The organism is Pseudomonas sp. NCHU5216 (genome assembly GCF_052156495.1).
Taxonomy (GTDB): domain Bacteria; phylum Pseudomonadota; class Gammaproteobacteria; order Pseudomonadales; family Pseudomonadaceae; genus Aquipseudomonas.
This window is the reverse complement of sequence record NZ_JBQLIX010000007.1, coordinates 176957-195325: the sequence shown is the minus strand read 5'-3', so window position 1 is coordinate 195325 and position 18369 is coordinate 176957. Positions and strand designations below refer to the sequence as shown.

The following is an 18369-nucleotide window of genomic DNA, read 5'->3' as shown; positions in this document are numbered from 1 at the left end:
GACAAAAGAAGGTCGCCGGGAGGCGAAACGGGAGATATCAGCAGAACGCGATAAACAGCTTTACACCGAAAGCAAAAGCCCACCCACACAAACTTGCCAATCCGGTATCAAGACCGACTTTACACCGACACCTTGACCCACGGGCTGGCAACCGTGAAGGAAGCCGCAAGGGTTGCGGGTTCGGGCAGCGTCTGCTCGAACCCTGGAGATGCCCACATAACCTGCTCAGTGAGCGCGACAGGCTGCCTCAGCGGCCTGGCGACGCTGCCGGCGCGCCGCGATACGCTGGCGCTCGCGTTGTGCGTCATCGCGCGGCTGCACGGCCTGAGCATCGAAGTTGAAGGCACGAGAGAAGAAGTCGAAGAACAGGAACATGATGGTGTCTCCTCGTTTGAATACACCTTCATGCTGCGCGTCGATAGCTTGCTACTTATTGATCTCGGTCAATTTCCACCTCGGCCTGATCGCGGCAGAACGCCGCATATCTGAATCGCGGCTGAAGCCCCTCCCACAGCCTGCTCGTGGCACCTGTGGGAGGGGCTTCAGCCGCGACTTGAGTTACTCGAAAAGCGCATCCAGCGCCTGTTCCAGACGCGTCACGGCGATGATCTGCAGGCCGGGCGGCGCTTCCTTGGGGGCATTGCCCTTGGGCACGATGGCACGTTTGAAACCGTGCTTGGCCGCCTCCTTGAGGCGCTCCTGACCGCTGGGCACCGGGCGGATCTCGCCGGACAGACCGATCTCGCCGAACACCAGCAGGTCGTGCTGCAAGGGGCGGTTGCGCAAGCTGGAGATCACCGCCGCCATCAGCGCCAGGTCGGAAGCCGTCTCCAGCACCTTGACCCCGCCGACCACGTTGAGGAACACGTCCTGGTCATAGGTGGGGATGCCACCATGGCGGTGCAGCACGGCCAAAAGCATGGCCAGGCGGTTCTGATCCAGGCCCAGGGTGACCCGCCGTGGGTTGCCCAGGTGGCTGGTGTCGACCAGTGCCTGCACCTCTACCAGCATCGGCCGCGAGCCCTCCCAGGTGGCCATCACCACACTGCCGGGCACCGCCTCCTGGGCGCGGGTGAGGAAGATCGCCGACGGGTTGGAGACCTCCTTGAGGCCCTTGTCGGTCATGCCGAACACGCCCAGCTCGTTGACCGCACCGAAGCGATTCTTCACCGCCCGCAGCAGGCGCAGGCGACCGTCGGACTCGCCCTCGAAATACAGCACGGTGTCGACCATGTGCTCCAGCACGCGCGGGCCGGCCAGCGCGCCCTCCTTGGTGACATGGCCGACGAGGAAGATCGCCGTGCCGCTCTGCTTGGCGAAGCGCACCAGCAAAGCCGCGCTCTCGCGCACCTGAGCGACGCCGCCGGGTGCCGATTGCAGCTGTTCGGTGAAAATGGTCTGGATCGAGTCGATCACCATGACCTTGGGCTTTTCCTGGCGCGCGGTGGCGATGATCGACTCGATGCAGGTTTCGGTCATCACCTTGAGCTTGTCCTGTGGCAAATCCAGCCGCCGTGCGCGCATGGCCACCTGCTGCTGCGATTCTTCGCCGGTGACGTACAGCGCCGGCAGGCGCTGGGCGACGTTGCACAGGGTCTGCAGCAGGATGGTCGACTTGCCGATGCCGGGATCGCCACCGATCAGCACCACCGAGCCATCCACAAGGCCGCCGCCGAGCACCCGATCCAGCTCGCTGGAGGCGGTGGAAAAACGCGGAATTTCTTCGACACTGACTTCCGCCAGGGTCTTGATGTTGGCCTTGTCACCGGCCCAGCCGGTACGCCCGCTGGGCGCGGCGCCCTCGACCAGGGTTTCCACCAGGGTATTCCAGGCACCGCACTCGCCACACTGCCCCGCCCATTTGGGGAAGGTGGCGCCGCACTCGGTGCAGCCGTACATGCGTTTTGCCTTGGCCATGGGGAAATCGTCCTGCCTGCTGAGCGAAGGCTGGAACGATACCGAACAACTGGATAAATTTACAGACCACGACCCTGATCAAGGACTGCCATGCAGATCGAACTGCTGCCCACCCGCGCCGAACAGGCACCGCTGATCCGCAACCTGTACCAGTTCTACAGCTATGACAGCTCGGACTGGGAAGAGGAGGATGTCGAGGCGGACGGCCGCTTCTACATCCATGAGGAACATCTGCTGCGCTACTGGCAGGAGCCCGGCTGGAGCGCCAGCCTGATCCTCGCCGACGGTTTCATTGCCGGTTTCGTGCTGATCGAACGCAGCGAACTGCCGGGCATCGATGCGCCGGAGTTCGCCGATCTGTTCGTGCTCAAGCGCTACCGCCGCCTGGGCATTGGCCGCGCCGTGGTACAGAGCGTGATGGGCGATGGCAACCCCTGGCTGCTGCGCTTCTACCGCCAGGACGAAACGGCCCTGGCCTTCTGGCAGCAACTGTTCAGCGAATTACCCAGGCCGCCCCGGGCAATCTGGACGGAGGATGAGGCACAGGGGTTGCTCAGCTACCTGGTAAACCCGCCCGTGCATTGAACGCACTGAGCGAGTTTGGCGCTCAGCCCTTGCAGCCATTGCCACAGCCGCAGCATTGACCATTGGCCCGTTTGAGCTGCCGCGCCAGATCGTCCTTGAGCGCTACGCGATTGAGCTTGAGCGCCTGCAACGACAGATCGTCGAGCGGCTCGATGCCGTCCTCGACGCGGCAGATGCGCTTGTCCAGCGCCTCGTACTCCTCGGCCTGACGGGCGAATTGGCTGTCCTCCTGGCGCAGCCGGTGCAAGGCGTCGCGCAGCTCGGGGAAATCATGAACCAGCGGGTGATGTTCGATATGCATGGCCAGGCTCCTGTAGAAAGGGTGCTGCCAGCTTAGCCGCTGCCCTATCCGGCCCTGTTGACGCCGATCAAGCTCAGCTCGCCTTGGCCAGCAACTGGGCGATTTCGTCCTTGAGTGCCACACGCTGCAGCTTGAGCCCTTGCAGCACCAGATCATCCACTGCGGCACGACCGTCCTCGATCTCGTAGATGCGCTTGTCCAGTGCCTCGTACTCGCTGGCCAGCCGGGCGAAATGCCCGTCGTTCTGCAACAGCCAGCGCAGCATCTCGCTCTGCTGGGGAAATTCACGGGACAGTGGATGATGTTCGAGCGCCATGGAAACCTCCGGGTGCAATAATCCCCTTCAGCCTAGCCGATGTTCAGCCACCTGCCGTTACTGAAAGGGCAAATGAACGGCGCCGCCTGACGGGCGTCGAAACAGCAGCCATAATCAGGGCCAACACCAACCCAGGGAGCACGCATGAGCATCATCAGTGAATTCAAGACCTTCGCGGTCAAGGGCAACGTGGTCGACATGGCCGTGGGTATCATCATCGGCGCCGCCTTCGGCAAGATCGTCTCGTCCTTCGTCGGCGACGTAGTGATGCCACCACTGGGCCTGCTGATCGGCGGTGTCGATTTCTCCGACCTGGCCATCGTGCTCAAGGCCGCCGAGGGCGACACCCCCGCCGTGGTACTGGCCTATGGCAAGTTCATCCAGACGGTGGTCGACTTCACCATCATCGCCTTCGCCATCTTCATGGGCATCAAGGGCCTGAACCGGCTCAAGCGTGCAGAGGAGGCAGCGGCACCGGCGGCGCCACCTGCGCCGACCAAGGATCAGCAACTGCTCAGCGAGATTCGCGACCTGCTCAAGGCGCAGCAAGGCAAGGAATAAGCGCCACGGCCAGCGGAGCCCGCCTGGGCTCCGCCGCCGCAAGACACGATTTGTTGCAGCTTGCCGGCCTGTTACCGCGCGACTTTCGTTACATTGGTCATCCCTTGGCTACTTACCCCCCTACATGACACTCCTGATAGCGTTCGCTGTCCTTTCCATTCTGGTTTCGTTCCTCTGTTCCATCCTCGAAGCCGCCCTGCTCTCCCTAACGCCCAGCTACATCGCCCAACAGCGAGTCGAACGACCTCGCTTGTACGAAGGGCTGAAAGCGCTAAAAGACAAGATCGACCAACCCCTGGCCGCCATCCTGACCCTCAACACCGTGGCCCATACCGTCGGTGCCACCGGCGTCGGTGCGCAGGTGACCATCGTCTTCGGTGACGGCTACCTGGGTATCGCCTCGGCGATCATGACCCTGTTGATCCTGGTGCTCTCGGAGATCCTGCCGAAGACCATCGGTGCCCGTTACTGGCGCGCCCTGGCGCCCTTCCTGCCGGGCCTGCTGCGCACGATGATCCTGCTGCTCAAGCCGTTCATCGTCATGTCGGACCTGCTCATGCGCCTGTTCGGCGGCAAGGAGCCCGAGCACGACATTCGCCAGGAGATCAAGGCGCTGACCCTGCTCGGTCGCGAAGTGGGCAAGCTCGACGAAGACGAGCAGCGGGTGATCGGCAATATCCTCGACCTGCACGAGATTCGTTTGCGCGACATCATGACCCCGCGCATCGTCTGCGAATCCGCCGCGCCGGACGAATCCATCGCCGCGTTCAAGGCCCGTGCCCGCGAGAGCCAGTTCTCCCGCTACCCGGTGATCGGCGAAGACGAATCGCCGCTGGGCGTGGTGTTCCGCTACGACGCCCTGGCCGCCGAGAACGATGCCGAGCCCATCACCCAGATCATGAAGCCGCTCAAGGTGGTGCCGGAAAGCATGAACGTGGAAAACCTGATGACCCTGCTGATGCAGGAGCGTCAGCACATGTGCCTGGTGTACGACGAGTTCGGCAGTTGGCGCGGCCTGGTGACCCTGGAAGACATCATGGAAACCATCATCGGCAAGCCGATCCTCGACGAGACCGACGACATCCCCAATATGCGCCGCTTCGCCAAGCGCCGCTGGGAGCACCGCATCAAGGCCATCCGCGAGGACTGATCACCAGTAGTTCTCCACCGCCACCTGGCCCGGCCGCCGCGTCAGGCTCAGGTTCAGGCCGCGCGCCTTCAGGCACTGGCGCAGGTCGTCGATCATCTGCGGGTTGCCGCAGATCATCACCCGCGAATGCTCGGGCGTCAGTTCCAAGCCAGCGGCGCGCTCCAGCTCGCCACTGTCGAGCAGGTCAGTGATGCGCGCGCCGAGACAGCCCGGCGCCTGCTCGCGGGTGACCACCGGCAGATAGCTGAACTTGTGGGCGAACTCGGCAAGGTGCTCCAGCTCGATCAGGCCTCTGATCAACGGCTGATAGGCCAGCTCGGCGGCAGTTCGCGCGCTGTACACCAAGAGGATGCGCTCGAAGCGCTGCCACACCTCGAAGTCCTGCAGGATCGACAGGAAGGGCGCGACGCCCGTGCCGCTGCCGAGCAGCCAGAGGTCACGACCATCGACGAAGCGATCCAGGGTCAGGAAGCCGGTGGCCAGCTTCTCCACCAGCAGGCTGTCGCCGACCTGCAGGCGGCTCAGCTCGCTGGTGAATTCGCCGCCCGGCACCACGATGGAAAAGAATTCGAGAAACTCGTCATGCGGCGCGGACACTAGCGAATAAGGGCGCCACACCAGGCTGCCATCGGCTTTCTCGACACCGAGACGGACAAACTGCCCGGCGCGAAAACGGAAACCCGCATCGCGGGTGGTGCGCAGGGTGAACAGGCTCGGCGTCAGGCCATGCACTTCCAGCAAGGTCTGACGGGTGAACTTGTCGTCGCTGACGGTCATAATTGCCCCCCTTGTCCGAATCTGCTGTCAGTGTCGCGCATTGTGCGACCGGCAAACACCGACGGTTTCCATGTCTATTTTCATCACTCCCTTCGCCAGCCTCGACCTGCAGCGCCAGCCGCACCAGGCCAACGAACCTCTGCAAGCCTTCGACGCCGCCGATGAGTACCTGCTCAATCATTTGCACGCGCAAGGCCTCAAGCCAGGCAGCCGGGTACTGCTGCTCAATGACGGCTTCGGCGCCCTTGCCTGCTCCCTGGCCGGGCACTGCCAGGTGACCAGCAGCGGCGACTCGCACCTGGGCTTTCTCGCCCTGCAGAAGAACCTCGCCAGCAATGGCCTGAGTGGCGACGCAGTGACCTTTCTGCCGAGCGACGAAACACCGCAGGGGCCGTTCGACTGGGTGCTGATCCGCGTGCCCAAGACCCTGGCCTTGCTGGAAGAACAACTGATCCGCCTGCACGGCCAGTTGGCCCCGGGCGCACGGGTGGTGGCCGGCGCCATGGTCAAGCACCTGCCGCGCGCCGCCGGTGATTTGCTGGAAAAGTACATCGGCCCGGTACAGGCCTCGCTGGCGGTGAAGAAAGCCCGCCTGCTGCATGCCACAGCGGAGGACAAGGCGGCGCCCCGTTCGCCCTACCCGAGCCGCTATCGCCTGGACACACCGGCACTGGAGCTGGTCAACCATGCCAATGTGTTCTGCCGCGATGGTCTGGATATCGGCACCCGCGCCTTCCTGCCGCATCTGCCCCGTCACCTGGACGCACGCCGCGTCGCCGACCTCGGCTGCGGCAATGGCGTGCTGGGCATCGCCTACGCGCTGGGCAGCCCGCAGGCCGAGCTGACCTTGGTGGACGAGTCGTACATGGCGGTGCAGTCGGCGCGGGAAAACTGGCAGGCAGCCCTAGGCGAACGCCCGGTGACCATCCGCGCTGGCGATGGCCTGGCCGAACAACCGGCCGACTCGCTGGAGCTGGTGCTGTGCAACCCGCCCTTCCATCAGCAGCAGGTGGTTGGCGACTTCCTCGCCTGGCGCATGTTCCAGCAGGCCCGCACGGCGCTGGTCACAGGTGGCGAGCTGTGGATAGTCGGCAACCGCCACCTGGGCTATCACGCCAAGCTCAAACGCCAGTTCCGCGGCGTCGAGCAGGTGGCGGCCACGCCCAAGTTCGTGGTGCTCAAGGCAAGCAAGTAGACGGGGCAAGCTGCCCCGCCCTGGGCGTGGATCTTACGACGACAGGTAGGACGAGCGAGTCAGGCCCAGACGCAGCGCGTCGAGGAACTGAGTGCGCTCACGGGCGCTGATCTTGGCGCTGGCCACCTTGTCGCGGTAGTGGGTCATCAGTTCCTCGGGCGACAGGTGCACGTAGCGCAGCATGTCCTCGATGGTGTCGTGCGTCTCGATGCCGGCATGCACCACGCTGCCATCGGCGGCCTGGTAGATGTTCACCGAGTCGGTGTCACCGAACAGGTTGTGCATGTCACCGAGGATTTCCTGATAGGCGCCGACCAGGAAGATGCCCAGCACGTAGTCCTCGCCGTCACGAACCTCGTGCACCGGCAGGCTGGTTTCGATGGACTGCTCGTCGACGTACTGGCGGATCTTGCCGTCGGAGTCGCAGGTCAGATCCTGCAGTACGGCGCGGCGCAGCGGCTCCTCGTCCAGGCGCGACAGCGGCAGAATCGGCAGGATCTGGCCGATGGCCCAGGTGTCCGGCAGGCTCTGGAACACCGAGAAGTTGCAGATGTACTTGTCGGCAAGCTTGTCGTTGAGCTCGTCGAGCACCGCACGGTGCGAGCGCTGGCGCGCCTTGAGCTGGTTGTACAGGCGGCGGCAGATGGCGAAGTAGCATTGCTCGGCCAGGGCCTTCTGCGCCAGACCGAGCTTGCCGGCCGAGTACTGCGCGGCCACTTCCTCGATGTAGTGGGTGGCGCGCCAGTAGGTTTCGGCGACCATCTCCGGGTCGCTGTCGTCGAGCAGCTCGATCAGCCAGCGCAACACCTCGGGCTGCTCCACCTCCGGGTCGATCTCCGGCACCTTGTCGTTGTGCCGTTCCACATCGGTGACCTGCACCAGCAGCACAGCGTGGTGCGCGGTCATCGCCCGGCCGCTCTCGGAGAAGATGTGCGGATGGGGGATTTCCTGGCGGTCGCAGAATTCCTTGAGCATGTCGACCACAGCATCGGCGTAGTCCTGCATGTCGTAGTTGATCGAGCTGGCGTTGCGCGAGTGGGTGCCGTCGTAGTCCACGCCGAGGCCGCCGCCGACATCGATATGATCCACTGGCAGGCCCATGGCACGCAGCTCGCCGTAATAGCGGATGGCCTCGCGGAAGCCCTTGCGGTAATCGGCGATGTTGGCGATCTGCGAACCCATGTGGAAGTGCAGCAGACGAATGCCCTGATCCATCCCGGCGGCGCTCAAGCGCTCGACCACCGAAAGGATCTGCGCAGCGGACAGGCCGAACTTGGACTTCTCACCCCCGGTATCGGCCCACTTGCTCGAGGCCAGCGAGGACAGGCGCACGCGCAGGCCGATCTGCGGCGCCACCTTGAGCTCGGCCGCCTCCTCGATCACCAGGGCGACTTCCGATTCCTTCTCGATGACGATGAACACGTTGTGGCCGAGCTTCTGCCCGACCAGTGCCAGGCGAATGAACTCGCGATCCTTGTAGCCGTTGCAGACGATGGTGCCGCCCTTCGGCGCCAGCGCCAGCACGGCCAGCAGCTCGGGCTTGGAGCCAGCCTCCAGACCGATGGAAACGTTCTGCGTGGCGATGATGTTCTCCACCACCGCCTCCTGCTGGTTGACCTTGATCGGATACAGCGCGGTGTAGCGGCTCTGGTATTCCAGGCGCTGGATGCTGGCATCGAAGGCGCCGGTCAGGCGGCGTACACGGTCTTGCAGGATGTCCGGGAAGCGCACCAGCAAAGGCAGCGACAGGCCGCTCTGACGCAGCTCGTCGACCTGCTGGGTGAGGTCGATCGGCTGGCTGTCCGGGCCGTTGGGGCGCACTTCGACACGCCCGGCATCGTTGATCGAAAAATAACCGGCGCCCCAATGGCGAATGCCATAGACACTGCGGCTATCGGCTACGGTCCATTGGCTGCCGTCGTCTTTGCGTGTACGTCGTGCGGACATCGAGTTCTCCTGGGAAATGGTAGGCGCCCCCTGCAGGCAAGCACTGTGAAACAAAAATATGACGAATGACAGCCGTCGCTTTGCTTGAAGCTTGTGGCTTGCCGCTTGAGGCTGCTGTTAACCGCCGGACTTTTTCGCGGTAAAGCCGCGCTTGCTCAGCTCGGCCAGCAGCAGTTCGACATGATCGCCTTGGATCTCGATCACCCCGTCCTTGAGCGCACCCCCGGTGCCGCAGCGCTTCTTCAGCGCGCTGGCCAGTTCCTTGAGCGGCTCCTCGGCCAGCGGCACGCCGCTCACCGTGGTCACGGTCTTGCCGCCACGCCCCTTGGTTTCACGGCGTACGCGGGCGATGCCATCGCCCTCGGGGATGCGCGTCTGCTTGCAGACGCAGGCGTCCACCGGCTGGTTGCAGTCCGGGCAATGGCGACCGCCATCGGTGGAATAGACGAGACCGCCCAGGGCGGAGAATGAAGAGGCTTTCTTGACCACCGGCTTGTCCTCATAGGGGTCAGGATAGCGACTGGCCGACGTGTATCGACCGCGAGGCCCCACTCAGGCAGGGGCAGCGCTGGCGGACAGACGTCCGCCGCAAAGGCCGCGCAGTGTAACGACAAAGGCTGGGCTTGCTAAGACCAGATTTGCGTCATTGTGCGGCACTTTGGCGACGCCAGGTTTGCGTCCGTAGCCCGGATGTAATCCGGGGAATGCCACCGCGCACGGAGCACCCGGAATCGGCGACACCGTAGGGTGCGCCGTGCGCACCAGAGCCCTGCATCCGAGGCACAGACGGTGCGCACAGCGCACCCTACGACCATGCCGCCAGTTAATGCTGCTGTTAGTAGCCCGGATGCAATCCGGGGAATAGCGCCGCGCACGGAGCACCCGGAATCGGCGACACCGTAGGGTGCGCCGTGCGCACCAGGGCCCTGCATCCGAGGCACAGACGGTGCGCACAGCGCACCCTACGAACGAATACAGGCGCCGACACGACCACCCTCTCCCGCCCTTCGGGCACCCTCTCCCATAAATAGGAGAGGGACATCAGCTAGCCGCAAGCGGCCTTTTTAGGTAATGCTGCAGCGCCACCAGCGAGTCCGGGCAATAGGGCAATCGACGGCTTTCCTCCAATACCTGCTCCAGGCTGATGAAGCGCGCCTCCAGCACTTCCTCCGGTTGCAGCACTAGCGGCGCATCGGACACGGCCGAATAGACCCGGCACCACAACCGGCTTTCCGGCGCGTCGTAGAAGAAGTGCGCGTGCTCCACCAGCTCGGCATCGCGGATGCCCAGCTCCTCGGCCAGCTCACGCTCGGCGGAGAGCCGATAATCCTCATCGGCCAGCACCATGCCGCCGGCGGCCAGATCCCAGTAGCCGGGATACAGGGCCTTGCTCAGGGTGCGCCGGTGCACACAGAGCTGACCAGCGGAGTCGAACAGGAGGATGTAAGTGCAGCGCCCGATCAGACCGCGCTCGCGCAGAGCGGCGCGGGGTACGCTGCCGAGCAGGTGGTCGTGTTCGTCGACCCAGGCCACCTGCTCACGATCGGAAGCGGCGCGGTGCGCCGCCTCGGCCGCCGAGATCGGCGCCATCAACCCTGGCTCAGCAACTGGCGCAGGTCGATCAGGCCGGCGTTGGCGCGGGAGATGTAGTTGGCCATCACCAGCGAGTGGTTGGCGAGGATGCCGTAGCCACTGCCATTGAGCACCATCGGGCTCCACAGGGTGGCTTGCGCCGCTTCCAGCTCGCGGATGATCTGGCGCACACTGACGGTGGCGTTCTTCTTGGCCAGCACGTCAGCGAAGTCCACCTCGACCGCACGCAGCAGGTGCGCCAGCGCCCAGGCCTGGCCGCGGGCTTCATAAAAGACGTTGTCGATCTGCAACCAGGGCGTCTCGTACACACCGCCCTCGCCCACCAGGCCGGACTCCTCGGCGTCGTTACCGACCTTCTGGCTCTCGTTCAGACGCACCTGGCCGACGCTGGCGGACAGGCGCTGGGACAGCGAGCCAAGACGGGTGCCGGCATCGCCCAACCAGTTGTTGAGGTTGTCGGCACGGGCATAGAACTGCGCCTTCTGCTGGCTCAGGTCGGCCAGGTAGCGATCCAGGGAGCGGATGCCATCGCGATATTCGGACTCCGAGGCCGGCAAGGCCCAACTCTTGTTGTCGAAGTGGAAGCGCGGCTCGGCCTTGGCCAGGTTCGGATCTTCGGTGGATTGCGACTGGGAACGGGAGAAGTCCTTGCGCAATGCCCGGGAGAAGTCGCGCACCTGCACCAGTACGCCGTACTCCCAGCTCGGCATATTGTCCAGCCACAGGCCGGGGGGCGCCAGGTCATTGGAGAGGTAACCGCCCGGCTTGTCGAGCAGCGTGCTGGCGACCTGCTTGAGGGTTTCCACCGTGGTGTAGCCGGTGACCATCTGCCGCTGCGCCTGCTGCGCCGCCGCCTGGGCGTGCTGCTGCACCTGGAAGGCTGCCGGCTCCTGACTCCAATACCAACCGACGACCAGGGTAACCAGCAGGTAGACGCCGATCAGCCCTCCCACTGCGCGAACCATCAGCTTACTGCCGCTACCACCGGCAGCCTTATCGGCTCTGTCGGGTGAGGGCTTGTCGCGATTCTTCCAGTCCAGCATGGCTGTGTCCTTCCATTTAGCGAGTTCGTGTGTTCGACCGCTAACTGCAAAACAGGTTGCGACCTGCTCCGCACTATAAGACAAGCACGCAGCAAAACGCAGGGCATGAGGGCAAACTTACCACTGGAAAAAAGAACGGCTGTTTCTGTTGCCTGATCGACGAAAAATGCTGGCGTCAATTGAGCGACAGCAATGTCCATCCAGAGTCGCCAGTGATAGCATCAAGCCACCAATCGCTTGCCATCGGAAATCGGCCATGCTCGAGTCGCCAGAGCCCAATCACGATCGCCTCAAGCACCACTTCGCCCAGCGCGTGATCCATCAAGCCCGGCAAGTGCTGGAAGTCTGGCAGCGCCTGCAGCGCAGCGAGTGGAACGAAGCCGGCATGAACGAGCTGCGCGAAGCCAACACGCGCCTGCTGCGCTATGCCGAGCGCTTCGAGCAAGCCGAGCACAGGGCGCTGGCCCAGGCCATCGCCGAGTGCCTGGAAGCCGTGACGGAAAATCGCGGGCGTCTCAACAGCGCGCTGATCGCCTCGTTCAACCAGATCATGCAGCGCATGTCGCGCACTGGCCTGCGGCATGGCGACCAGTACGAGCAGACCTTCCTGCCGCCGCTGCGCAAGCCGGTGTACCTGGCCCTGCAGGATCATGAGCGGGCCAAACGTCTGGCCCAGCAACTGGAATTCTTCGGCCTGGTGGCACACGCCCTGGACAATGCCGACGCCTTCCGCGCCGCCGTCAGCGAGCGTCACCCGGCCGCCATCATCATGGACGTGCACTTCTCCGGCGTTGGCCTGGAGCTGGCCAAAGCGGCCCAGCAAGGCCTGGAACAGAAGATTCCCGTGCTGTTCTACAGCCATACCGATACCGACACCCCAACGCGCCTGGCGGCGGTACGTGCAGGCGGACAGGAGTTCTTCGTCGGCGCGCTGGATGCATCGAGCCTGCTCGAACGCATCGAGGTGCTCACCCACGTCGTGCAGTACGACCCCTACAAGGTGCTGATCGTCGACGACTCCAAGGCGCAGGCGACCCATACCGAACGGGTGCTCAACAGCGCCGGCATTCTCACCCACACCCTGACCGAACCGATCCGGGCGATGGACGCGCTGTCGGAGTTCCAGCCGGATCTGATCATCCTCGACATGTACATGCCCGAGTGCAACGGCACCGAGCTGGCCAAGGTGATCCGCCACAACGACCGCTACGTCAGCGTGCCGATCATCTACCTGTCGGCCGAGGACGACCTGGACAAGCAGCTCGATGCCATGAGCGAAGGTGGCGACGATTTCCTTACCAAGCCGATCAAGCCGCGCCATCTGATCGCCACCGTGCGCAACCGTGCGGCGCGGGCGCGCAGCCTCAAGGCGCGCATGGTGCGTGACAGCCTCACCGGCCTGTACAACCACACCCACACCCTGCAACTGCTCGAAGACGCCTGCTTCCGTGCGCGCCGCGACGGGCGGCCGCTGGCCTTCGCCATGCTCGACATCGACCACTTCAAGCGGGTCAACGACACCTACGGCCACCCCATGGGCGATCGCGTGATCAAGAGCCTGGCCCTGTTCCTCAAGCAGCGCCTGCGCAAGACCGACCATATCGGCCGCTACGGCGGCGAGGAATTCGCCGTGGTACTGCCCGACACCGACGAGCACTCGGCGCTCAGGGTACTGGACGAGATCCGCCAGCGCTTCGCCGAAATCCACTACCCGGCCCAGCCGCAGGATCTGAGCTGCACCTTCAGCGCCGGCATCGCCATGCTGCGCCCGGGGCTGGACAGCAAGGCTTTGTCGAAACAGGCCGATGAGGCGCTCTACCAGGCCAAGCATGGCGGGCGCAATCGCGTCGAGCTGTACCAGAACGACCGCATGACCGATGACACCTAACAAAAAAGCGACGCCATAAAATCGTCATCGAACGGCAATATATTCAGCGCTCATCGTTCAGTTGTCGATCGAGCCTGTCATGCGCCTCAAGCTGCTCACCAACCTCAATACCGCACTTCTGCTGACCGTCTGCGTGGCCCTGGCCGCCACGCTGTGGTGGTCACAGCGTGCGCTGCAACAACCAATGCTGCTGATGGAGCGCTACCTCGGCCTGTCGCAGCAGTTCCAGCATGACGTGGCCGACAATATCCAGGCCTACCTCAGCAGCGGCAATGCCCTGCAGCTCAGTGCAGCCAATCAGGCCCTGGAAAACCTGACCCAGGCCGTCGACGAACTGCCCCAGCAACTGGCCGCCGAACTGCGCCCCAGCCTCGAGCGCCTGCGCAGTTTCAGCGCCAACGAACTGCTCGCCGTGGGCAAGCTGGCCGGCGACCCGCAAGCGCTGCTGGTACAGGCCGAACGGGAAATGGCCGGTAACCTCGAACAACTGGCCAGCTATGCCAGCAGTGCCAGCGGCAGCAACGCCGAGCGCTACCGCCAGCCCCTGTTCGAGGCCAGCAACCGCCTGCTGCGCCTGGCCCACGCCCGCAACCGTTTCGTCAGCCAGGGCAACAGCGAACTGTTCGCCGACGTCGAGCGCGAACTGAACGCCTTCGGCCAGTACGCCAGCACACTCGATGGCCTGCCCCTGCTGGGCGTGCAAGATGAATCCAGCTCGGCCAGCGATAGCTTCGCCGCCCTGATGGGGCTCGATACCGGCGAACAGACCAGCCAGGCGGAGGATCGCGGCATCGCACTGAAACGTGAGCTGGGCTCCCTGGTGCGCCGCTACCCGGGCGAACTGCAACGCACCCGCGAGCTGGTCGAACAACGCCATGAGCTGGCCACAGCGACCGCCGAGCGCATCGCCAAATTGCAACAGGCACTGGCCGCGCTGGAGCCGCTGGTCAAGGCCGAGTACGGACGCATTCAGAGCGAAGTGAGGCTGGCCCAGGGCCTGATGATCGGCCTGATCCTGCTCATCGCGCTGACCATCGACCGCATCCAGCGCCGCCTTTCCCGCGTGCTCGCGCAACTGGTGCCGGCCCTGTCGCAATGGGCCGCTGGCGACTTCTCCTCCAGCATCGCCATCGATTCGCGCATCCGCGAACTGCGCGACATCGAAGATTCGCTGATGCACCTGCGCCGCTATCTGGTCGAGCTGGTCACCAGCATCAACGGCCATGCCGGCCAGGTTGCCAGCTCCAGCCGTTCGTTGGCCGAACTGAGCAGCGGCCTGCACGGCAGCGCTCAGGATCAGGCCAGCGACACCGCCTTGATCCGCGATGCCCTGGGTGAACTGGAGGCCACCATCGGCCAGGTGGCCGAGGACGCCAGCCAGACCGCTCAGGCCAGCAGCGCCGCCGACCAGGCGCTGGTGCAGGGGCAAGAGGTCATCGGCCAGAGCCTCGAAGGCCTGCATGCGCTGGTCGGCGAGGTGCAGGAAAACGCCCAGGCCATCGAGCGCCTGGCCGACGAAACGGCCACCATCGGCAGTGTCTTGACGGTAATCCGCGGCATCGCCGAACAGACCAACCTGCTGGCCTTGAATGCCGCCATCGAAGCGGCGCGCGCCGGCGAGGCCGGTCGTGGCTTTGCCGTGGTGGCTGACGAGGTGCGCTCGCTGTCGCAACGCACCGGCAGCGCCACGGCGGAGATCCAGGAACTGATCGGCCGCCTGCAGAAGGCCGCGCACCAGTCGGTGCAGGCCATGCGTGCCCAGGTCGAACATGCCGAACTCACCGCGACCAAGGCCGAAGCCGCCGACGGCGCACTGGACGAAATCGTCGCCTCGATCCGCACCATCGCCAATATGGCAGGCCGCATTGCCGGCGCGGTGGCGCAGCAGAGCGAGGCGGTCGGTGAGATTCGCCAGCACGGCGAGCGTATCCATCACCTCGGCGAGGACAACCTCGGGCGCATCGCCGAAGGCCGCCAGGAAAGCGAGCGCCTGTTGCAACTGGGCAATCAGTTGCATGCTGCGGTGCAGGTATTTCGCGTCTAGCCGGCTGCGACAAGGCAACACAGGCTCGCTCGGGAACTCGGCTGGCCAGAGACCCTCGAAGGCTCCGCTCATCAGCCGCAAGGAGCTGCCCAGCGCCGCGACGGCGCTGTCGATGGGCGCTTTCCGGTATGATGCCGCCATCTTCTCGCCGAGATATGTCCCCGATGTCACTGCGTCGCCTTCTGCTTCCGCTGCTTCTGCTCTGCCTGAGCCTGCCCGCCACCGCCGGCCTGCTCGACCAGCGCCCGGCCCCTGCGCCGTTGGGGGCGCCGCTCAATAACAGCAGCGACTTCCTGCCGGTGCGCGAAGCCTTCAAGCTGAGCCTGGTGAACAGCGACGCCGAGTCGGTGACCCTGCGCTTCGTCGCCACCGAGGGTTACTACCTCTACCGCCACCGCCTGAACTTCAAGGTGGAGCCGGCCGACCTGCAACTGGGCAGCCCCGAGCTCCCCCCTGGCAAGCCCAAGCATGACGAGTTCTTCGGCGATACCGAGGTCTACTATGGCGTGCTGGACGTGCGCCTGCCGCTGCACAATCCGGACGACCGCCCGCTGCGCCTGCAGGTCGGCTATCAGGGCTGCGCCGACAAGGGCCTGTGCTACCCACCGGAAACCGAGTTCATCGAGATTGGCGATATGCCCAGCGCCGGCCAGGGCAGCGCACTGGGCCAAGTCGCGACCATGGCGAGCGCACTGCACTGGAAGGAATTGATGCTGTTCTTCCTCGGCGGCCTGGCCCTGACCTTCACCCCCTGCGTACTGCCGATGCTACCGATCCTCTCCGGCGTGGTGCTGCGCGGCCAGCTCGGTGGCAGGCGCGCGCTGACCCTGTCGCTGGCCTACGTGCTGCCCATGGCCATCTGCTTCGCCATCCTTGGCACGCTGATGGGCCTGTTCGGCGCCGGCCTCAACCTGCAGGCACGCCTGCAGTCGCCCTGGGTGCTGGTGCCCTTCGCAGCCTTCTTCGCACTGTTCGCCCTGGCCATGTTCGGCCTGTTCGAGCTGCGCCTGCCACGCGCCCTGAGCGAGCCGCTAGATCGCCTGGCGAGCCGGACTCAGGGCGGCTCACACCTCAATGCGGCTCTGCTCGGTGTACTCTCCAGCCTGCTGGTCAGCCCTTGCGTATCAGCCCCGCTGGCTGGCGCCATGCTCTATATCAGTGCCAGTGGCGATGCCCTCGGTGGCGGCCTCAAGCTCCTCGCCCTGGGGCTGGGCATGGGCACGCCGTTGGTGCTGTTCGCCGTCGGCGGTGGCGCCCTGCTGCCCAAGACCGGCACCTGGATGGTCACCGTGCGCAACGCCTTCGGCGTACTGCTGCTGGCGGTCTCGGTCTGGCTGCTCGAGCGTGTACTGCCGGGCAGCCTCAGCCTGGCCCTGTGGGGCCTGCTGGCCGGCGGCGTGGCGGTGTTCCTCGGCGCGCTGGAGTTCGGCCCCAAGACGCACCGGCAGAAGCTCGGCCAGATCGCCGGCCTGGCGCTGCTGGTGTACGCCCTGGCCGCCTGGGTCGGCGCCCTGCAGGGCGCCACCGACCCACTCAGGCCGCTCGGCCAACTGCAGGCCGGCGCCAGCCCGGCGAGCGCCAAGAGCGATGCCTGGCAGACCCTGAGCACCCCAGGCGAACTGGATGCCGCCCTGGCCGAAGCCAAGGCGGCCGGTCACCCCCTGCTGCTGGACTGGTACGCCGACTGGTGCATCAGTTGCAAGGTGATCGAGCGCGAGGTGTTCGGCAACGCCGAAGTGGGCAGCAAGCTGGCCGGCTGGCGCCTGGTTCGTTTCGACATCACCGAGAGCAATGCCGCCCAGCGCGCCCTGCTCGATCGCTACAAGCTGTTCGGCCCGCCCGCCATCCAGTTGTTCGCCAGCAGTGGTGACGAATTGCATGATCTGCGTGTCGTAGGGGAGATCGATGCGCCGGCATTTGCCTCCCGCCTGGATGCGGCAAGCGCCCGGTAACGACCAGAACCCCTGCTATAGTCATATTTCTGCCGCAAATGGCAGGCATCGTGCCGACTATTGCTGATAACAGGTCGCTGCGGCATAGTCCTGCGCAGTTCGACCCACAAGGAACCTGAGCATGGCCACCCTATTGGTGCTGCACGGCCCCAACCTCAATCTGCTGGGCACCCGCGAGCCCGACAAATATGGCGCCACCACCCTGGCCGAGATCGATCAGGATCTGGAGCAGCGCGCCCGTGAGGCGGGTCATCATCTGCTGCATCTGCAGAGCAATGCCGAGTACGAACTGATCGACCGCATCCACGCCGCCAAGGGCGAAGGCGTCGACTTCATCCTGATCAATCCTGCCGCTTTCACTCACACCAGTGTCGCATTACGTGACGCATTGCTGGCGGTGAGCATCCCATTCATCGAAGTGCACCTGTCCAACGTGCACAAGCGTGAACCTTTCCGCCATCACTCCTACTTTTCCGACGTTGCCGTAGGGGTGATCTGCGGCCTGGGTGCCAGCGGTTATCGGCTGGCCCTGGAAGCGGCACTCGAACAACTGGCCGGGCGCGCCTGAGGCGGCGCTCGGTAGACAAGTCCTACCTCACCTCTGGGAGTTGAATCTGCATGGATATTCGTAAAGTCAAGAAACTGATCGAACTGCTGGAAGAGTCCGGTATCGACGAGCTGGAGATCAAAGAGGGCGAAGAGTCCGTCCGCATCAGCCGCCACAGCAAGCAGCCGGCCTATGCGCCGCAGCCGGTCTATGCCCAGGCCCCGGCTCCGGCCGCTGCCCCGGCAGCCCCTGCCGCCGCGCCGAGCGCCGAAGCCGCTCCGGCCACCGCACCCAAGCTGAACGGCACCGTGGCCCGCTCGCCGATGGTCGGCACCTTCTACCGCGCCGCTTCGCCGACCTCGGCCAACTTCGTCGAAGTCGGCCAGACCGTGAAGAAGGGCGACATCCTGTGCATCGTCGAAGCCATGAAGATGATGAACCACATCGAGGCCGAGGCCAGCGGCGTGATCGAATCCATCCTGGTGGAAAACGGCCAGCCGGTTGAGTACGACCAGCCCCTGTTCACCATCGTTTGATGCGCGGGGAGCCTGCA

18 protein-coding genes are annotated in these 18369 nt (G+C 64.6%); 9 read left to right on the top strand and 9 right to left on the bottom strand.

From position 1 onward, the window contains the following. Window positions 1–225: 225 nt before the first annotated feature. A complete protein-coding gene (locus ACSVIK_RS08330; protein ID WP_268179114.1) occupies window positions 226–375 on the bottom strand; it encodes a hypothetical protein in 150 nt (49 codons plus the stop codon). A 183-nt stretch (window positions 376–558) separates the two neighbouring features. After that, window positions 559–1917, bottom strand: coding sequence for a DNA repair protein RadA (gene radA, locus ACSVIK_RS08325; RefSeq protein WP_442443874.1), 1359 nt, complete (start codon window positions 1915–1917; stop codon window positions 559–561). A 90-nt stretch (window positions 1918–2007) separates the two neighbouring features. On the opposite strand from radA, the gene ACSVIK_RS08320 reads away from it, so the two are divergent. Then, window positions 2008–2502 (top strand): GNAT family N-acetyltransferase, encoded by a 495-nt coding sequence (locus ACSVIK_RS08320; protein WP_442443873.1) that lies wholly within the window; start codon window positions 2008–2010, stop codon window positions 2500–2502. Between the two features lie 22 nt (window positions 2503–2524). On the opposite strand, the gene ACSVIK_RS08315 is transcribed toward ACSVIK_RS08320, so the two are convergent. Further along, complete coding sequence (locus ACSVIK_RS08315; RefSeq protein ID WP_442443872.1) at window positions 2525–2803, bottom strand: YdcH family protein; 279 nt, start codon at window positions 2801–2803, stop codon at window positions 2525–2527. A 73-nt stretch (window positions 2804–2876) separates the two neighbouring features. Further along, entirely contained in the window at window positions 2877–3119 is a 243-nt protein-coding gene (locus tag ACSVIK_RS08310) for a YdcH family protein (RefSeq protein ID WP_442443871.1), read from the bottom strand. 144 nt (window positions 3120–3263) lie between these two features. Between ACSVIK_RS08310 and mscL the strand changes: the two genes are divergently transcribed. After that, entirely contained in the window at window positions 3264–3680 is a 417-nt protein-coding gene (mscL, locus tag ACSVIK_RS08305) for a large-conductance mechanosensitive channel protein MscL (protein ID WP_442443870.1), read from the top strand. Window positions 3681–3804: 124 nt separating this feature from the next. Further along, window positions 3805–4830, top strand: coding sequence for a CNNM domain-containing protein (locus ACSVIK_RS08300; RefSeq protein WP_442443869.1), 1026 nt, complete (start codon window positions 3805–3807; stop codon window positions 4828–4830). On the opposite strand, the gene ACSVIK_RS08295 is transcribed toward ACSVIK_RS08300, so the two are convergent. Next, a complete protein-coding gene (locus tag ACSVIK_RS08295) occupies window positions 4831–5607 on the bottom strand; it encodes a ferredoxin--NADP reductase (protein WP_442443868.1) in 777 nt (258 codons plus the stop codon). Between the two features lie 70 nt (window positions 5608–5677). Between ACSVIK_RS08295 and ACSVIK_RS08290 the strand changes: the two genes are divergently transcribed. Continuing rightward, complete coding sequence (locus ACSVIK_RS08290; RefSeq protein ID WP_442443867.1) at window positions 5678–6802, top strand: methyltransferase; 1125 nt, start codon at window positions 5678–5680, stop codon at window positions 6800–6802. 33 nt (window positions 6803–6835) lie between these two features. On the opposite strand, the gene speA is transcribed toward ACSVIK_RS08290, so the two are convergent. The 4 genes from speA to ACSVIK_RS08270 all read right to left on the bottom strand — a co-directional run bounded on the left by speA (window position 6836) and on the right by ACSVIK_RS08270 (window position 11385). Further along, entirely contained in the window at window positions 6836–8749 is a 1914-nt protein-coding gene (gene speA / locus ACSVIK_RS08285) for an arginine decarboxylase (RefSeq protein ID WP_442443866.1), read from the bottom strand. 117 nt (window positions 8750–8866) lie between these two features. Further along, complete coding sequence (locus ACSVIK_RS08280; RefSeq protein ID WP_442443865.1) at window positions 8867–9238, bottom strand: translation initiation factor Sui1; 372 nt, start codon at window positions 9236–9238, stop codon at window positions 8867–8869. Window positions 9239–9790: 552 nt separating this feature from the next. Further along, window positions 9791–10339 carry an NUDIX hydrolase gene (locus tag ACSVIK_RS08275; protein ID WP_442443864.1) on the bottom strand — a complete coding sequence of 183 codons (549 nt, stop codon included), beginning with the start codon at window positions 10337–10339 and terminating at the stop codon, window positions 9791–9793. Continuing rightward, window positions 10339–11385 carry a DUF2333 family protein gene (locus tag ACSVIK_RS08270; protein ID WP_442443863.1) on the bottom strand — a complete coding sequence of 349 codons (1047 nt, stop codon included), beginning with the start codon at window positions 11383–11385 and terminating at the stop codon, window positions 10339–10341. The genes ACSVIK_RS08275 and ACSVIK_RS08270 overlap by 1 nt, the downstream gene beginning before the upstream one ends. Window positions 11386–11641: 256 nt before the next feature. Here ACSVIK_RS08270 and ACSVIK_RS08265 point away from each other — a divergent pair, with 256 nt between their 5' ends. The 5 genes from ACSVIK_RS08265 to accB all read left to right on the top strand — a co-directional run bounded on the left by ACSVIK_RS08265 (window position 11642) and on the right by accB (window position 18352). Beyond that, entirely contained in the window at window positions 11642–13273 is a 1632-nt protein-coding gene (locus tag ACSVIK_RS08265; RefSeq protein WP_442443862.1) for a diguanylate cyclase, read from the top strand. Between the two features lie 79 nt (window positions 13274–13352). Next, window positions 13353–15317: a methyl-accepting chemotaxis protein gene (locus tag ACSVIK_RS08260; protein ID WP_442443861.1), complete on the top strand. Its 1965-nt coding sequence runs from the start codon at window positions 13353–13355 to the stop codon at window positions 15315–15317. A gap of 164 nt (window positions 15318–15481) precedes the next feature. Continuing rightward, on the top strand, window positions 15482–17269 hold the full coding sequence (dsbD, locus tag ACSVIK_RS08255) for a protein-disulfide reductase DsbD (protein ID WP_442443860.1): 1788 nt from the start codon (window positions 15482–15484) through the stop codon (window positions 17267–17269). Between the two features lie 121 nt (window positions 17270–17390). After that, entirely contained in the window at window positions 17391–17837 is a 447-nt protein-coding gene (aroQ, locus tag ACSVIK_RS08250; protein WP_442443859.1) for a type II 3-dehydroquinate dehydratase, read from the top strand. Window positions 17838–17887: 50 nt separating this feature from the next. Next, window positions 17888–18352, top strand: coding sequence for an acetyl-CoA carboxylase biotin carboxyl carrier protein (gene accB / locus ACSVIK_RS08245; RefSeq protein ID WP_442443858.1), 465 nt, complete (start codon window positions 17888–17890; stop codon window positions 18350–18352). The last annotated feature ends 17 nt before the right edge of the window (window positions 18353–18369 follow it).

Bases quoted from the DNA above. Each gene is read 5' to 3' on its own strand.
- ACSVIK_RS08320 (WP_442443873.1), top strand. From the start codon at position 2,008: ATGCAGATCGAACTGCTGCCCACCCGCGCCGAACAGGCACCGCTGATC.
- ACSVIK_RS08270 (WP_442443863.1), bottom strand. From the start codon at position 11,385: ATGCTGGACTGGAAGAATCGCGACAAGCCCTCACCCGACAGAGCCGAT.
- ACSVIK_RS08290 (WP_442443867.1), top strand. From the start codon at position 5,678: ATGTCTATTTTCATCACTCCCTTCGCCAGCCTCGACCTGCAGCGCCAG.
- ACSVIK_RS08310 (WP_442443871.1), bottom strand. From the start codon at position 3,119: ATGGCGCTCGAACATCATCCACTGTCCCGTGAATTTCCCCAGCAGAGC.
- ACSVIK_RS08330 (WP_268179114.1), bottom strand. From the start codon at position 375: ATGTTCCTGTTCTTCGACTTCTTCTCTCGTGCCTTCAACTTCGATGCT.
- ACSVIK_RS08260 (WP_442443861.1), top strand. From the start codon at position 13,353: ATGCGCCTCAAGCTGCTCACCAACCTCAATACCGCACTTCTGCTGACC.
- ACSVIK_RS08275 (WP_442443864.1), bottom strand. From the start codon at position 10,339: ATGGCGCCGATCTCGGCGGCCGAGGCGGCGCACCGCGCCGCTTCCGAT.
- ACSVIK_RS08315 (WP_442443872.1), bottom strand. From the start codon at position 2,803: ATGCATATCGAACATCACCCGCTGGTTCATGATTTCCCCGAGCTGCGC.
- ACSVIK_RS08300 (WP_442443869.1), top strand. From the start codon at position 3,805: ATGACACTCCTGATAGCGTTCGCTGTCCTTTCCATTCTGGTTTCGTTC.
- aroQ (WP_442443859.1), top strand. From the start codon at position 17,391: ATGGCCACCCTATTGGTGCTGCACGGCCCCAACCTCAATCTGCTGGGC.
- ACSVIK_RS08265 (WP_442443862.1), top strand. From the start codon at position 11,642: ATGCTCGAGTCGCCAGAGCCCAATCACGATCGCCTCAAGCACCACTTC.
- speA (WP_442443866.1), bottom strand. From the start codon at position 8,749: ATGTCCGCACGACGTACACGCAAAGACGACGGCAGCCAATGGACCGTA.
- mscL (WP_442443870.1), top strand. From the start codon at position 3,264: ATGAGCATCATCAGTGAATTCAAGACCTTCGCGGTCAAGGGCAACGTG.
- radA (WP_442443874.1), bottom strand. From the start codon at position 1,917: ATGGCCAAGGCAAAACGCATGTACGGCTGCACCGAGTGCGGCGCCACC.
- ACSVIK_RS08295 (WP_442443868.1), bottom strand. From the start codon at position 5,607: ATGACCGTCAGCGACGACAAGTTCACCCGTCAGACCTTGCTGGAAGTG.
- dsbD (WP_442443860.1), top strand. From the start codon at position 15,482: ATGTCACTGCGTCGCCTTCTGCTTCCGCTGCTTCTGCTCTGCCTGAGC.
- accB (WP_442443858.1), top strand. From the start codon at position 17,888: ATGGATATTCGTAAAGTCAAGAAACTGATCGAACTGCTGGAAGAGTCC.